The 14,961-nt window shown below is 73.2% G+C and carries 11 protein-coding genes; 5 read left to right on the plus strand and 6 right to left on the minus strand.

The features are described from left to right. Window positions 1-2 precede the first annotated feature (2 nt). The 3 genes from ccrA to ACFYOV_RS10285 form a co-directional block, all read right to left on the minus strand. Window positions 3-1,340 carry a crotonyl-CoA carboxylase/reductase gene (gene ccrA, locus ACFYOV_RS10275; protein ID WP_389085645.1) on the minus strand — a complete coding sequence of 446 codons (1,338 nt, stop codon included), beginning with the start codon at window positions 1,338-1,340 and terminating at the stop codon, window positions 3-5. A 430-nt stretch (window positions 1,341-1,770) separates the two neighbouring features. Next, window positions 1,771-2,583 (minus strand): TetR family transcriptional regulator, encoded by an 813-nt coding sequence (locus tag ACFYOV_RS10280; RefSeq protein WP_389085275.1) that lies wholly within the window; start codon window positions 2,581-2,583, stop codon window positions 1,771-1,773. A gap of 163 nt (window positions 2,584-2,746) precedes the next feature. Then, on the minus strand, window positions 2,747-4,552 hold the full coding sequence (locus ACFYOV_RS10285; protein WP_389085278.1) for a 3-hydroxyacyl-CoA dehydrogenase family protein: 1,806 nt from the start codon (window positions 4,550-4,552) through the stop codon (window positions 2,747-2,749). A 372-nt stretch (window positions 4,553-4,924) separates the two neighbouring features. Between ACFYOV_RS10285 and ACFYOV_RS10290 the strand changes: the two genes are divergently transcribed. Next, entirely contained in the window at window positions 4,925-5,533 is a 609-nt protein-coding gene (locus tag ACFYOV_RS10290; protein ID WP_389085280.1) for an adenylosuccinate lyase, read from the plus strand. Between the two features lie 91 nt (window positions 5,534-5,624). On the opposite strand, the gene ACFYOV_RS10295 is transcribed toward ACFYOV_RS10290, so the two are convergent. The 3 genes from ACFYOV_RS10295 to ACFYOV_RS10305 form a co-directional block, all read right to left on the minus strand. Then, window positions 5,625-6,128 carry a GNAT family N-acetyltransferase gene (locus tag ACFYOV_RS10295; protein ID WP_389085648.1) on the minus strand — a complete coding sequence of 168 codons (504 nt, stop codon included), beginning with the start codon at window positions 6,126-6,128 and terminating at the stop codon, window positions 5,625-5,627. Between the two features lie 20 nt (window positions 6,129-6,148). Beyond that, entirely contained in the window at window positions 6,149-6,565 is a 417-nt protein-coding gene (locus ACFYOV_RS10300; RefSeq protein ID WP_389085283.1) for a RidA family protein, read from the minus strand. A gap of 564 nt (window positions 6,566-7,129) precedes the next feature. Beyond that, a complete protein-coding gene (locus tag ACFYOV_RS10305; RefSeq protein ID WP_389085285.1) occupies window positions 7,130-8,167 on the minus strand; it encodes an Rv2578c family radical SAM protein in 1,038 nt (345 codons plus the stop codon). Between the two features lie 172 nt (window positions 8,168-8,339). On the opposite strand from ACFYOV_RS10305, the gene ACFYOV_RS10310 reads away from it, so the two are divergent. The 4 genes from ACFYOV_RS10310 to ACFYOV_RS10325 all read left to right on the plus strand — a co-directional run bounded on the left by ACFYOV_RS10310 (window position 8,340) and on the right by ACFYOV_RS10325 (window position 14,943). After that, window positions 8,340-8,783, plus strand: a complete 444-nt coding sequence (locus tag ACFYOV_RS10310; protein WP_389085288.1) for an SRPBCC family protein — start codon at window positions 8,340-8,342, stop codon at window positions 8,781-8,783. A 160-nt stretch (window positions 8,784-8,943) separates the two neighbouring features. Next, entirely contained in the window at window positions 8,944-11,346 is a 2,403-nt protein-coding gene (locus ACFYOV_RS10315) for an MFS transporter (protein ID WP_389085290.1), read from the plus strand. Window positions 11,347-11,490: 144 nt separating this feature from the next. Continuing rightward, a complete protein-coding gene (locus ACFYOV_RS10320; RefSeq protein ID WP_389085293.1) occupies window positions 11,491-14,043 on the plus strand; it encodes a SpoIIE family protein phosphatase in 2,553 nt (850 codons plus the stop codon). A 171-nt stretch (window positions 14,044-14,214) separates the two neighbouring features. After that, a complete protein-coding gene (locus tag ACFYOV_RS10325) occupies window positions 14,215-14,943 on the plus strand; it encodes a class I SAM-dependent methyltransferase (RefSeq protein WP_389085295.1) in 729 nt (242 codons plus the stop codon). Window positions 14,944-14,961 lie beyond the last annotated feature (18 nt).

Genomic DNA, 14,961 nt, shown 5'->3' on the forward strand with positions numbered 1-14,961 from the left:
CCTCAGATGTTCCGGAAGCGGTTGATGGCGTCGATGTGCTTGGCGCGCTTCTCGTGGTCGTGCACGCCCAGGCCCTCCTCGGGGGCGAGGCACAGCACGCCGACCTTGCCCTGGTGGAGGTTGCGGTGCACGTCGTAGGCGGCCTGGCCGGTGTCCTCCAGGGAGTACACCTTCGACAGGGTCGGGTGGATCTTGCCCTTCGCGATGAGCCGGTTGGCCTCCCAGGCCTCGCGGTAGTTGGCGAAGTGCGAGCCGATGATCCGCTTCAGCGACATCCACAGGTAGCGGTTGTCGTACTCGTGCATGTAGCCCGAGGTGGAGGCGCAGGTGGTGATGGTGCCGCCCTTGCGGGTGACGAAGACGCTCGCGCCGAAGGTCTCGCGGCCGGGGTGCTCGAAGACGATGTCGATGTCCTCGCCGCCGGTGAGTTCGCGGATGCGCTTGCCGAAGCGCTTCCACTCCTTGGGGTCCTGGGTGTTCTCGTCCTTCCAGAACTTGTAGCCCTCGGCGTTGCGGTCGATGATCGCCTCGGCGCCCATGGACCGGCAGATCTCCGCCTTCTGCGGCGAGGAGACGACACAGATCGGGTTGGCGCCGCCGGCCAGCGCGAACTGCGTGGCGTAGCTGCCGAGTCCGCCGCTCGCGCCCCAGATGAGCACGTTGTCGCCCTGCTTCATGGCGGCGCCGTTGCGGGAGACCAGCTGCCGGTAGGCGGTGGAGTTGACCAGGCCGGGGGCGGCGGCCTCCTCCCAGGTGAGGTGGTCCGGCTTCGGCATCAGCTGGTTGGACTTGACCAGGGCGATCTCGGCGAGGCCGCCGAAGTTGGTCTCGAAGCCCCAGATCCGCTGCTCGGGGTCGAGCATGGTGTCGTTGTGGCCGTCGGACGACTCCAGCTCGACGGACAGGCAGTGCGCCACGACCTCGTCACCGGGCCGCCAGGCGTTGACGCCCGGGCCGGTGCGCAGGACGACGCCCGCGAGGTCGGAGCCGATGATGTGGTACGGCAGGTCGTGGCGCTTGGCCAGCTCGCTGGTGCGGCCGTAGCGCTCCAGGAAGCCGAACGTCGACAGCGGCTCGAAGATCGAGGTCCACACCGAGTTGTAGTTGACCGACGAGGCCATGACGGCCACCAGGGCCTCGCCCGGCCCGAGCTCGGGCAGCGGCACCTCGTCCAGGTGGATCGACTTGCGGGGGTCCTTGTCGCGCGTGGAGAGCCCGGCGAACATCTCCGTCTCGTCCTTGTGCACGGTGATCGCGCGGTACGACTCGGGGAGCGGGAGGGCGGCGAAGTCCTCCGACGTGGAGTCGGGCGACTGGATCGCGGCCAGGATGTCCTTCACGGTCACGGTGTTGCCTCCGGCGATGAGCGCCCCGGGGGAGGGGCGCTGAGGGTTGCGTCGGTGCTGCTGAGGGTTGGGGGTGCCGTCGGTTCGGCGGTGGTGCTTTCGGCAGCGCTTTGTGGCGCGGGAGGGGTGCCTGTGACGCAGGCGTCCGGGCGAGCGGGCGGGGAGCCCGCCGGGACAGTGCCCGGAACTCCTTCAACGTATGGCACGCCGTGTCATCCGGCAAGGCACTGCGTGCCAGAACTTGCTCTCAGATGAAATCTTTACGTAACAGATGAGCGATGATCGATCGAAGGGCCCCGGAAAGCGGTGCGAAAAGGGCCCCTGACATGGCAAAACGGCCACCCGGTGGGGTGGCCGTCATCACAGCGGCGGGGTGCCGGATCGCACAGGGGCGATGCGCCGGCAGGCGCTCCCGGAAGGCTCCTCAGCGCTCCTTCAGCGCCTGCTCGATGGTCCGCATCACCTCGTCCAGCGGGGCGTCGGTACGGGCCACCGTGACCAGCACCTCGCCGTGCGTCGTCGCCGAGGCCGCCGGCGGCTCCGCCGGCGCGGTACCGCGGCCCGCCATGATGCCGCTGCCGAAGGTCTTCCGGACGATCGCGAAGGCGTGGTCCAGCTGCGCCTCGACGTCGCCCTGACCACCGGCCCGGAGCCAGCGCCGCAGCACGTGGTTGTGGGCGGTGACCACGGCGGAGGCCGCCACCTCGGCCAGCAGCGGGTCGTCGTTCCCGGCATCGTGGTGCGCGTGCTCGTCGAAGTGGCCGAGCAGATAACGGGTGAAGAGGCGTTCGTAGCGGGCCACCGAGGCGATCTCCGCCTCGCGCAGCGTGGGCACCTCGCGCGTGAGCTTGTAGCGGGCCACCGAGATCTCCGGCCGCGCCGCGTACATCTTCATGACCTCTTTGATGCCGCGGCACACGGTGTCGAGCGGATGCTCGTGCGGGGGCGCCGCGTTGAGTACCGCCTCGGCGCGGACCAGGGTGTCGTCGTGGTCCGGGAAGATCGCCTCTTCCTTGGAGCGGAAGTGACGGAAGAAGGTGCGGCGGGCGACGCCGGCCTGGGCCGCGATCTCGTCGACGGTGGTCGCCTCGTACCCCTTCGTCGCGAACAGCTCCATCGCGGCGGCCGCCAGTTCCCGGCGCATTTTCAGCCGCTGGGCGGCGGCGCGATTTCCTGCGGCACTCTCCGGCGGCTCGGTCGTGGCGGGCGTACGTGCGGACTTGGCGGGCTGGGACATGCCCCGAACGTACTGCATGTGCGCAGCTCGGTGCGCGTGACCACGGGTTCCCCCGCCCTCGGCGGGCGGGGGAGGGGTGCTGCCGGCGGGCGGTGCGAACCGGTCGGGGCCGAGCAGCCCGCCCCACTCCGCACCGGCCCGCAACCGGTCGCCGGGGCGCCGCTCAGCGCTTGGCATATTCGCGGAAGCCACGGCCGGTCTTGCGGCCGAGGCAGCCCGCGGCCACCAGGTGCTCCAGCAGCGGGGCCGGGGCGAGCCCCGGGTCGCGGAATTCGCGGTGCAGCACCTTCTCGATGGCGAGCGAGACGTCCAGCCCGACGACGTCCAGCAGTTCGAAGGGGCCCATCGGGTAGCCGCCGCCCAGCTTCATCGCGGCGTCGATGTCGTCGAGCGAGGCGTAGTGCTCCTGCACCATCTTGATCGCGTTGTTCAGGTACGGGAACAGCAGGGCGTTGACGATGAACCCGGCCCGGTCGCCGCAGTCCACGGCGTGCTTGCGGATCCTGACGCACACCTCGCGGACCGTGGCGTGCACGTCGTCGGCGGTCAGCACCGTGCGGACGACCTCGACCAGCTTCATCGCCGGCGCCGGGTTGAAGAAGTGCATGCCGATCACGTCCTGCGGCCGCGAGGTGGCGCGGGCACAGGCGACGACCGGGAGCGAGGAGGTGGTGGTGGCGAGCACCGCGCCCGGCTTGCAGACCTTGTCCAGCGTCGCGAACAGCTGCCGCTTGACCTCGAGGTCCTCGGCGACCGCCTCGACCGCGAGGTCGACGTCGGCGAAGTCCTCGTAGGTGCCCGTCGGCCGGATCCGCTCCAGGGTCTGGGCGGCGGCCTCGGCGGTCATCCGGCCCCTGTCGACGGAGCGGGCCAGCGACTTGCCGATGCGCGCCTTGGCGACCTGGGCCTTCTCCTCGCTGCGAGCCGCCAGGACCACCTCGTAGCCGGCCTTGGCGAAGACCTCGGCGATCCCGGAGGCCATGGTGCCCGAGCCCGCGACACCCACCGAGGCGACGGGGCGGCCCGCGACCGGGCCGCCGCCCTCCACCGGGGTCAGCCCGTCCGGCACCACGGTGGCGCTGCCGGGCGCCTCGTACGTGTAGAAGCCGCGCCCCGCCTTGCGGCCGGTCAGGCCCGCCTCGCTGAGCTGCTTGAGGATCGGGGCGGGGGCGTGCAGCCGGTCGTGGGAGGCGGCGTACATGGCCTCCAGGACGGTGCGCGCGGTGTCGATGCCGATCATGTCGAGCAGCGCCAGCGGGCCCATGGGCAGACCGCAGCCGAGCCGCATCGCGGCGTCGATGTCCTCGCGGGAGGCGTAGTTGGCCTCGTACATCGCGGCGGCCTGGTTGAGGTAGCCGAACAGCAGACCGTCGGCGACGAATCCCGGCCGGTCACCGACCGCGACGGGCTCCTTGCCCAGGTCCAGGGCCAGGTTGGTCACCGCGGTGACGGCCGCCGGTGCGGTCAGCACGCTCGAGACGATCTCCACCAGCTTCATCGCCGGGGCCGGGTTGAAGAAGTGCATCCCGAGGACCCGCTCGGGACGCGCCGAATCGGCCGCGAGCCGGGTCACGGACAGGGCGTTGGTGCCGGTCGCCAGGATGGTCTCGGGACGCACGATCCCGTCGAGCTCCCGGAAGATCCCCTGCTTGACCTCGTACGACTCCGGCACCACCTCGATCACCAGATCGGCCGCGGCCGCGGTGACCAGGTCGGTGGAGACGGACACGCGGGCGAGGAGCTCGGCGCGCTCCTGCTCGGTCAGGCGCCCGCGCTCCACGGCACGGGCGGTGGAGGACTCCAGGGCGGCGACGCACGTGGCGGCCTGGGCCTCGCTGATGTCGATGCCGACGACCGTGCGGCCGGCCTTGGCCAGGACCTCGGCGATGCCGGTGCCCATCGTGCCGAGGCCGACGACGGCGACGGTCTTCAGCGGGGACAGGGAGGTGTCGGACAGGGGAGTGGCCATCGCGGGACTCCAGGAATGAGGGTGACGACGGGAAACGCGCCCCGGTGCGCCGAAGCGGCGCACCGGGTGCGTGGAAAGGTGCGGGTGTTGGCCGGGCTGCGAGCGCACACGCCCGGTGCCGTCCGCGGGGGGCGTGCACACGCCCGGCCACGACGGCGGGTCCGACCGGCCCTGTCCCGGGGCCGAGCCGTACTGCGGTACAGACGTACCGAACCGACTGCTGCTCGCGGCGGCCGCGTCACCAGACCGCCGAGAGGGGTGCGAGTGGGTAACTCGCTCGTCTGAGCTTAACTTGCGGGTAACGAGCGCGCCAGCCCCCAGGTTTGTGATGTACGTCCCGAGCGGCGGGCCGCGCCCCTACCCTCTGAGGGCATGGACGAAGAGTTGCGATCGCTCACGGAGCGCTTACGGGCCGAGTCGGGAGGGCCGGCGGCGTACGACCGTCTCGTGGCGACGGACGACCCCGACACGCTGGCCGCGGTGCTGACCGAATCCGGACAGCCGCTGTGGGCCCGTGAGCTGGCCGCGTTCCGGCTGGGGCTCGCCGGGGACCGGCGGGCCTTCGAGGCCCTGGTCCTCCTCCTCAACCACCGCGACCCCCCGCGCTGTGCCTCCGCCGCGTACGCCCTCGCCCGGCTCGGTGACCCGCGCACCGCCCGAGCGGCGGCCGCCCTCGCCACCAACGAACTGCGGGTCGCCTACGCCCTGCACCCGGTCCGCCTGCTGGTCCACCTCCGCGCGCCCGAGGCCGTGCCGGCCCTGATCACCACGTTGCGGCGCCGGCTCCGCCCGCACGACCCCTACCGGCGCGTGGCGCTGGCCTGTGTCGAGGGCCTGGGCGAACTGGCCGACCCCCGCGCCGAACCGGTTCTCGACGAGGCCCTCGCCCACCCGGCGCTGGCGGAGGCGGCGGTACGCGCCCTGGCCCGCATCCCCCGCCAACGGGGCTCGGGCCGGCGCGTCCCGGGACAGCGCGGCTGAAGCCTGTCGTTCGGCCCACGCCGCGGACGCGGGTCCCAGGACGCCGTCGCCTCCCCGCAGTCCTGATCCGGACGACAGGCCCTGGCGCCGCTCAGCCGCGAAGCTCCTTCACATAGCGCACCTCGGGGACCGCGACCCCGTCGACGTCGAAGGGCTCCTCGGCACCGTCCGCGGCGAAGCCGGCGCGTTCGTAGAAGCGGCGGGCGCGGGCGTTGCCCTCGATGACCCACAGGTACACGCGGGCGTGGCCGGCGGCCCGGCAACGGTGGACCGCCTCCGTGAGCAGAGCACGGCCCACCCCGTGTCCGATGCGGTCGGGGCTCAGGTACAGGGCGTACACCTCGGCGTCGCGAGTGAGTACGTCGTCCTCCCGGTACGGCCCGAAGGCCACCCAGCCGACGAGTTCGCCGGTGCCGCTCTCGGCGACCAGGTCCACCGTGCGACCGTCCCCCCGGGCCAGGCGGGCGCGGTGGCGTTCGGCGTCCGCCGGGATGTCGAGGACGTCGAGGTAGGTCTGCGGCACCAGACCGCGGTAGGCGTGCCGCCAGCCGCGTGCGCGGATCGGGGCCACGTGGTCGCAGTCGGCGACGGTCATGGCGCGGAGGCGGACAGCGGTCACGGGCCGACCACCGCGAGGGCCTCGACCTCCAGCAGGAACGCGGGGGCGACCAGCGCCGCGACCTGGACCGCGGAGGCGGCGGGGAGACGGTCGTCGGGTATGTGGGCGGCGCGGGCGGTGCGGACGGCCGGCAGGTGGGCCATGTCCGTGACGAAGTAGGTGAGCTTGACGACGTCGTCGAAGGTCGCTCCCGCGGCGGCCAGGCAGCGCCGCAGGTTCTCGAACACCTGGCGGGCCTGGGCCGCCGGATCGCCCTCGCCGACGACCTCGCCGTCCTCGTCCAGGGGGAGTTGGCCGGACACCGCGACCAGGCGGCCGGTGGCCGAGACCACATGGGTGTACTGGGCGGCGGGGGCCACACCGTCGGGGGCGGCGATTCTCGTGGGACCGCTCGGGTCGCTCGAATCGTTCATGCGTCCATGGTGACCCACCGGTCCGGCGACGCCCCGCCCCTGACCGCTCGTCAGGCGCCCGGTGCCCGTGTGTCGTGCCGACGGCGGAGGCCGGGCAGGCGGTGCGGAGGTCGCCGCGTGCCGTCGTGTACGCGGCCGCGGCCGTCGGCGGCTCCGGGGCGCCCGGAGCCCCGCACACCGCGCGGTGTGCCGGGAACGGAAAAACCCGGCGTGATCTCCGGCCCGGCGGGGTCGGCGTGGTCGGGCGGCACGCTTCGGCGTTGCGCACTGGTACGTCGGGCCGTCCTCGGTGGCGCGCTTCTTCCCCGCGGCTCCGCACGGGTTGCGCGCGGTGCGGGGCGCCTGCCGGGTGCGGGGTGCCGGCCTCGGCGGGCACGGCCGTCGGGCTCCCGGCCGGGACGGCGGCGGCGCCGCACGGCACGGCTGCGCGAGTGTCACGGGCCACCCCGGGGCGGAGGGGCGGAGGGCCACGCGGCCCACGGCGCACCCTCCCGAAGGGGAGATGAGTGGACCTGTTCGACGAGTTCTCGGCCCGATTGCGTCAGCGGGCGGGCTCTTGTGCTCCTAAAGGAACGACAGTTGGGTGGGTTCGGTCATCGGCGGCTCGGCCGCTTCCGGCCGGCGGATGCGTCGCGGCATGTCCGCACGGGACGGCCCGATGCCGTACTCCCGGGCCAGTTCGTGCACCTGGCGCGTGATCCGGCGCTGGTACCACGTGGGCGCGTAGGCGCCCGACGCGTACAGCCGCTCGTACCGGTCGACCAGGTGCGGATGGTGGCGGGCGAGCCAGGACATGAACCACTCGCGGGCTCCCGGCCGCAGGTGCAGCACCAGGGGCGTCACGGAGGTGGCGCCCGAGGCCGCGACGGCTTGTACGGTGGCCCGCAACTGGGCCGGGTGATCACTCAGGAACGGGATCACCGGCGCCATCAGGACCCCGCACCCGATGCCGTGCGCGGCGAGCGTGCGCACGACCTCGAGCCGGCGCTCGGGCGCGGGCGCGCCCGGCTCCACCGTGCGCCACAGCTCGGTGTCCGTGAAGCCGACCGACACCGAGATGCCGACGTCCGTCACCTCGGCGGCCTGCTTGAGCAGCTCCAGGTCGCGCAGGATCAGCGTGCCCTTGGTGAGGACGGAGAAGGGATTGGCGTGGTCGCGCAGGGCCGCGATGATGCCCGGCATCAGGCGGTAGCGGCCCTCGGCGCGCTGGTAGCAGTCGACGTTCGTGCCCATCGCAATGTGCTCGCCGTGCCAGCCGCGCGCGGCGAGCCGGTGGCGCAGCAGCTCCGGGGCGTTCACCTTGACCACGATCTGGGAGTCGAAGCCGAGGCCCGTGTCGAGGTCGAGGTAGCCGTGCGTCTTCCTGGCGAAGCAGTACACGCACGCGTGCGTGCAGCCCCGGTAGGGGTTCACCGTCCACTCGAACGGCATGCGGGAGGCCCCCGGCACCCGATTGACGATCGAGCGGGCCCGGATCTCGTGGAAGGTGATCCCGCGGAACTCCGGCGTGTCGAAGGTGCGCGTGACCACCGCCTCCGCGCCGAACAGCGCGGCGTCGGCCCGGCTGTGGCCGGAGTCCGTGGTGAGGTTCTCCCAGCGCATGACGCCTCCTCGGTAGCACTGACCCACAGAATAGAACACATGTTCCCTTGATCGTGCGGGCGACATCTTCGGTCACCGTCCCGATCACTTCCGGACCTCCGATTTGGGCGGCCGGGCGCGGGGGTGGTTGGCTTGCCCCGACCCCCGAGAACCAAGGTCCTGGAGGACAGCGATGGCGCAGGTCGAGGCCACTACGGAGCGGATCGTCGCGGCGGACGCGGAGACGGTGTTCGACGCCCTCGCCGACTACAGCGACACCCGTCGCAAGGTGCTGCCGGAACACTTCAGCGAGTACGAGGTCCGCGAGGGCGGCGACGGCGAGGGCACTCTCGTGCACTGGAAGCTCCAGGCCACCAGCAAGCGCGTGCGCGACTGCCTCCTCGAGGTCACCGAGCCGAGCGACGGCGAGCTGGTCGAGAAGGACCGCAACTCCTCCATGGTGACCATCTGGCGGGTCACACCGGCCGGCGAGGGCACGTCCCGGGTCGTCGTGACCACCACCTGGCAGGGTGCCGGCGGCATCGGGGGCTTCTTCGAGAGGACCTTCGCCCCCAAGGGCCTCGCCCGCATTTATGACGCCCTGCTGGCCCGGCTGGCCACCGAGGTCGAGAAGTAGGGAACCCTCAAGGGCCGGTGAGGGACGGGCCGTTGGCCCCCTCTCACCGGTTCGGGTGATGTCCCCGCGAACCGGCCGTATGCCGTAACTCGTCGCGCTTGCTCGGAGTTGTCGCTTTCACGCGGGAATTCGTACGGCAGCGCGACGAGGGGAGCGGAACGTGGGCGGGATCACGCTGGCGCAGGACGAACCGGTCACGGCACCCGAGGTCGAAGGGCCCCCGCCGGCGCCGGCCGGTCCGCCGGCTCCGAGCCCGCGCCGCGTGCGGCTGGTGTTCTTCGCGCTGCTGCCGGCGATGCTGCTCGCCGCCCTGGAGCAGATGATCGTCGCCACCGCGCTCCCGAAGATCGCCGGCGAGCTGCACGGCCTGGACCGGATGTCCTGGGCGATCACCGCCTACCTCCTCACCTCCACCGTCGGCCTGCCGATCTACGGCAAACTCGGCGACCTGCTCGGCCGCAAGAGCGTCTTCCAGTTCGCGATCGTCGTCTTCGTCGCCGGCTCCGCGCTCGCCGGCCGGGCGCAGACCATGGACCAGCTCATCGCCTTCCGCGCGGTGCAGGGCGCCGGCGCGGGCGGACTGATGATCGGTGTCCAGGCGATCACCGCGGACATCGTCCCCGCGCGGGAACGCGGCCGTTTCATGGGCCTGATCGGCGCCGCCTTCGGCGTCGCCTCCCTCGTCGGACCCCTGCTCGGCGGCTACTTCACCGACGAGCTGTCCTGGCGCTGGTGCTTCTACGTCAACGTGCCCTTCGGCCTCCTCACCCTGGTCGTCGTCGCCCTCGCGCTGAAGCTGCCCAAGCCGGCAGCCAGGCCCCGGTTCGACGTCCTGGGCGCGCTGCTGCTGGCCGCCGCCTCCACCTGCCTGGTCCTGCTCACCAGTTGGGGCGGCACCGAGTACGCCTGGGGCTCGCGCGTCGTCCTCGGGCTCGGCGCCGGCGCCGCGGTGGCCACCCTCCTCTTCCTGCTCGCCGAGCGCTTCGCCGCCGAACCGCTCATCCCGCTGCGGCTGTTCCGCGACTCCGTCTTCAACGTCACCGGTCTGGTGGGCCTGGTGACGGGCGTCGCCCTGTTCGGCGCCGCGAGCTACCTGCCGACGTACCTCCAGATGGCCGACGGGGTCTCCGCCACCGAGTCCGGCCTGCTGATGCTGCCCATGACGGCCGGCATCGTGGGCGCCTCGATCCTCTCCGGCCGGCGCATCAGCCGCACCGGCCGCTACCGGCTCCACCCCGTCGTCGGCTCGGCCCTGTCCGTCGTCGGCATGTGGCTGCTGTCCCGCATCGAGCCCGGCACGCCCCGGCTGCACCTGGGGATCTGGACGGCCGTCCTCGGCGCCGGCATCGGCATGGTGATGCCGGTGCTGATCCTCGCCGTGCAGAACTCCGCCCGCCCCGCCGACCTCGGCACCGCCACCAGCGCCAACAACTACTTCCGGCAGATCGGTGGCAGCGTCGGCGCCGCCGTCTTCGGCACCCTCCTCGCCGGGAGGCTCGCCGACGCGCTCGAAGCCCACCTGCCCGCCCACCCGGGCGTACCGCTGCCCGACCCGGAGTCGATCACCCCGCACCTCGTGCGCACCCTGCCGCCCGAGCTGCGCGACGCCTACGTCCGGGCCTACGCCGATGCCATGCCGGGCATCTTCCTCCACCTGGTGCCGGTGCTCGTCCTCGGCCTGCTCATCGCCTGCTTCCTCAAGGAGAAACCACTGGTGTCCCACAACGCCCCCACCGCCGCCCCGCTCACCCGGGAAGCAGCGCACACCAGGGCCGCCGTCCCGCAGGCCCGTGCGCCCCACACCGGCGGGATCCCGGTCTGCGGCACCGTGCAGCACTCCGACGGGACCGCCGTGCCGCGCGCCGCGCTCACCCTCATCGACGTCGCCGGGCAGCAGATCGGGCGGGGCGCCAGCGGCGAGGACGGGCGGTACGCGCTGGCCACACCCGGCCCGGGGGCGTACGTGCTGATCGCCGCCGCGGGTGGCCACCAGCCGCAGGCCGTCTCCGTGACCGTCGGCGAGCGGCCGGTCGACCTCGACGTCGTCCTCGGCGGCGCGGGCCGCCTGGCGGGCAGCGTCGTCACCGCCGACGGCACCCCGGTGCGCGACGCCATCGTCACGCTCACCAACGTCCACGGCGAGGTCGTCGCCACCACCCGCAGCGGCCGGGAGGGGGGCTACGTCATGACCGAGCTGGTGGCCGGCGAGTACACCCTCGCCGCCAGTGCGCCCGCGTTCCGCCCCGCCGCCCTCCCCGTGACCGTGCAGGCCGCCCGCGAGACCCGCCAGGACGTCGAACTCGCGGGAGGGGCGGTGCTGCGCGGCACCGTGCGGGCCGGCGGCGGACGGGCGGTCGAGGACGCGCGCGTGACGCTGCTGGACGCGGCGGGCAACGTCGTGGACACCCTCACCACCGGCCCCGACGGCACGTTCCGCTTCGTGGACCTGGCGTCCGGCGAGTACACCGTCATCGCCGCCGGTTACCCGCCGGTCGCCACCGTTCTCCAGGTCGCCGGCGGAGGCCGCACCGAACGGGACCTCCAACTGGGGCACGAGGACTGAACGGCCCCGCCGCGCGCCGGTCGCGGACCGGAGTGAGCCCCGGCGGCAATTCCGGTAATGCCACACACCGCGACATGCCGTGCCCGTACGGTGGTCACGGCGGTACAGATCTTGTGGAGCCATGGGGGAGAGAGGGCCTGGGCCATGGACCGTGGCACCGACAGGGACGCACCTCCGGGCCACGGGGCCGGGGACGGCACGGGGATCGCGGGGGCGGGGGCCGGCCGGATCCCGCTGGCCGTCGTCGTGGTGGGCCGCGAGGGTCTGGTCTCCCACTGGAGCACCGGCGCGCGGCGCCTGTTCGGGCTCGCCAGGGACGACGCGATCGGCCGTCCCGCCACCGACCTCCTGCCCGTCTCCGGAGCCCTGACCGACGACCGGGAGACCGCCCCGTACGGGACGTACGCGGTCGGAGGCGGTCCCGGAGCCGATCCCGAGCTCTCCCTCGACCAGGGGCCGTCCTGTCCCACCGCGGGCCGCGCCCGCCTCGCCGGGGCCGGCCCCGGGCGCCTGGACGTGCTCTGGTGGGCCTACCCGCTGGTGGGCCCCGGCCGGGAGCGCCTGCTGGTGCTGGCCGCCGACGCGGCCGCCGTCCACACGGACGGGCCGACGGGGTCCGGGCCGACGGCGTACGGGGCCGAGGACGCCGCGACCGGGCGGGAGACCGGGGCGCACGCCCCGTGCGGCCCGGCGCCGGGACACCGCATCGGCCCGGTCGAGCGGATCGCGCCCGGATTCGCGCTGCACACCGACTTCCCGGGCGCCGAGGACCTCGCGCGCCGGCTCCCGGAGATCCTGCCCGGCATGAGCGTCGACGAGAGCGCCCGCATCGTCGCGCAGGTGCTCGAACTCGGCTATCCGGTCCTGGAGTTCAGCCGGAACGACCGGGTGCCCGTCACCCCCGACTGGGGCGTGCCCCGGCGCGCGGAGCGCAGGGCGCGCCGGGAACGGGCGGCGCGCGCGGCCGCGGCCGGGGAACCGGTGCCGGAGGGCCTCCCGGACGACGGTGAGGACCTCGAGTACGCCGCCGTCCGCGAACGCCTGGAGTTCCTCAACGAGGTCAGCTCCCGGATCGGCACCTCCCTCGACCTCGCCCGGACCGTCGTCGAGGTCAGCAGGGCCGTGGTGCCCCGCTTCACCGACGTCGCCGGCACCTATCTGCGCGAACAGGTCGTCGCCGGCGAGGGGTTCGACGAGGGCGTGCCGGACACCACCACCATGTGGCACCGGGTCGCGCTGGAGCACACCGACGAACCCGGCCGCTGGGACGACGTGGTACCCGTCGGCGAGGCCATGCCCTTCCCCGCGCACACGCCGTTCTTCCAGTGCATGACCACCGGCGAACCCGTGCTGGTGCCGCGCATCACCGAGGAGGCGGGCCACGCCATCGCCTCGCAGTTCGACAAGCGCGACATCCGGCCGCTGATCACCGGCCGCTCCATGCTCGTGGTGCCGCTCAAGGCCCGCAACGCCGTGCTCGGCTTCATGATCCTGCTGCGCCACCCGGAGCGGCCCGTCTTCAACGACATGGACCGTGTCACCGGCGCCGAACTCGCCGCCCGGGCGGGGCTGGTGCTCGACAACGCGCGTATGTACACGTACCAGGAGAACGTCGCCGAGACCCTCCAGGACAGCATGCTGCCGCACATCCCGCCGCGCATGGCGGGCTGCGACATCGCCACCCGCTACCTGCCCGGCACACTGCTGGGCCGGGTCGGCGGGGACTGGTTCGACGCCGTGAAACTGCCCGGCGCCCGCACCGCCCTCGTCGTCGGCGACGTCATGGGCCACGGCCTGAACTCCGCGGCCATGATGGGACAGTTGCGCACCGCCGTGCAGACCATGGCCGGGCTGGACCTGCCGCCCGCGCAGCTGCTGCGCACCCTCGACGGCCTCGCCCGGCGCCTCGGCGACACCTACCTCGCGACCTGCCTGTACGCCGTCTACGACCCCATTGCGAGCGAACTGCACCTCGCCAACGCCGGACACGTCCCGCCCGTCCTGGTCCGCGCCGCCGACGGGCGCAGCGAACTGCTCGACCTGCCCACCGGCGCTCCCATCGGGGTCGGCGGGGTGCCCTTCGAGGCGGTACGGGTGCGCGTGGAGCCCGGTGACCGGCTGGTGATGTGCACCGACGGGCTGGTCGAGATACGCGGCCAGGACATCGGGGTCGGGCTCGCCACGCTGTGCGCGTCCGCCGCTCACCCGGCCGCCTCCATGGACGACGCCTGCGACACGATCGTCCGCGCCCTCAACACGCGCGGCGGCCGCAGGGACGACGTGGCGCTGCTCATGGCCCGTCTGGGCGGCATCGAGCCCGACCACGTCGCCGAGTGGCGGCTCGCCCCCGGGCCGGCCGAGGTGGGCCGGGCCCGCGCGGCCGTGCGCGAGCAGCTGCACGCGTGGGGACTGGACCGGCTCGCCGACACCGCCGGACTCCTGGTCAGCGAGGTCGTCACCAACGCCGTACGGCACTGCCACGACCGGCCCGTCGACCTGCGCCTGGTCCGCGGCGACACGCTGCTGTGCGAGGTGGACGACGCCGACCACGATCTGCCGACCCTGCTCGACGCCCGCCCGACGGACGAGTCCGGGCGGGGACTGCGCGTGGTCAGCACCCTCGCGCGGGAGTGGGGGACGAGCCGCACGAACACCGGCAAGACCGTCTGGTTCGAGCTGACCCTGCCCCGCCGCTGAACCCGGTGGCCGCTGCCGGTCCGCCCCGTCAAGGGGGAGTGAGGGGGCGCGCGGCTTGCGGGACGGCGCGTGAAGGAACGTGTCGCGTTCTTGTCCGCGCGCCGGTGTGCGCGGTAGACCGTACTGGCCCGTCACGCGGGCGGGTTCGCCGCGCACCCTGGGGAGTTGGGCATGAGCGTGACCAGTCGGTACCGGGAGGCATGGGAGAGCTTCTGGCGCGAGGCGCCGGACGAGCAGGGAGCCGTCCTCTGGGACGCCGAGCCCCCTCTGACCGTGGCCCGCCATCTCGCGCTGTTCGAACCGCACCTGACCGAGCCCGGCCTGCCGCTCGTGGACGTCGGCTGCGGCAACGGCACCCAGACCCGCTTCCTCGCCGACCGCTTCCCGCACGTCCTCGGCGCCGACCTCTCGGCCGCCGCACTCGACCACGCCCGGACCGCCGACCCGGCCGGGCAGGTGACGTACCGCCAGCTGGACGCCGCCGAGGAGGGCGAGGTGCAGGCCCTGCACGCGGAGCTCGGTGACGCCAACGTCTACCTGCGGGGCGTCCTGCACCAGTGCGAGCCCGCCGACCGGCAGCCGCTGGTGAACGGCATCGCCACCCTCCTGGGGGAGCGCGGCCGGGCCTTCCTGGTCGAGCTCTCCGAGGCCGCCGGCTCCGCCCTCAAGGCCCTCGCGGCCGGCCCCGCCGGCCCGCCGCCCAAGCTCGCCCCGGTCCTCCGGCACGGCATAGCCCCCGGCGAGGTGGCCGACGCGGCCGTCCCCGAGTTCCTGGCCGCGGCCGGTCTGACCGTCCTGGCGAGCGGCGCCATGCCCCTGTTCACCACCGACCGCACCCCGGACGGCGTGCGGATCGAGCTGCCGTCGACCTGGGTGGTGGCCGGGCGCAGCACCGGGTGACCCGGGTGCAGGTGATGG

This window comes from Streptomyces sp. NPDC005931 (genome assembly GCF_042871235.1).
Classification (GTDB): domain Bacteria; phylum Actinomycetota; class Actinomycetes; order Streptomycetales; family Streptomycetaceae; genus Streptomyces.

What these genes read in the sequence shown, in the direction of transcription:
- ACFYOV_RS10310 (WP_389085288.1), top strand. Translation starts at nt 8,340, where the DNA reads ATGGCGCAGGTCGAGGCCACTACGGAGCGGATCGTCGCGGCGGACGCG.
- ACFYOV_RS10305 (WP_389085285.1), bottom strand. Translation starts at nt 8,167, where the DNA reads ATGCGCTGGGAGAACCTCACCACGGACTCCGGCCACAGCCGGGCCGAC.
- ACFYOV_RS10285 (WP_389085278.1), bottom strand. Translation starts at nt 4,552, where the DNA reads ATGGCCACTCCCCTGTCCGACACCTCCCTGTCCCCGCTGAAGACCGTC.
- ACFYOV_RS10320 (WP_389085293.1), top strand. Translation starts at nt 11,491, where the DNA reads ATGGACCGTGGCACCGACAGGGACGCACCTCCGGGCCACGGGGCCGGG.
- ACFYOV_RS10295 (WP_389085648.1), bottom strand. Translation starts at nt 6,128, where the DNA reads ATGACCGTCGCCGACTGCGACCACGTGGCCCCGATCCGCGCACGCGGC.
- ACFYOV_RS10325 (WP_389085295.1), top strand. Translation starts at nt 14,215, where the DNA reads ATGAGCGTGACCAGTCGGTACCGGGAGGCATGGGAGAGCTTCTGGCGC.
- ACFYOV_RS10280 (WP_389085275.1), bottom strand. Translation starts at nt 2,583, where the DNA reads ATGTCCCAGCCCGCCAAGTCCGCACGTACGCCCGCCACGACCGAGCCG.
- ACFYOV_RS10290 (WP_389085280.1), top strand. Translation starts at nt 4,925, where the DNA reads ATGGACGAAGAGTTGCGATCGCTCACGGAGCGCTTACGGGCCGAGTCG.
- ACFYOV_RS10300 (WP_389085283.1), bottom strand. Translation starts at nt 6,565, where the DNA reads ATGAACGATTCGAGCGACCCGAGCGGTCCCACGAGAATCGCCGCCCCC.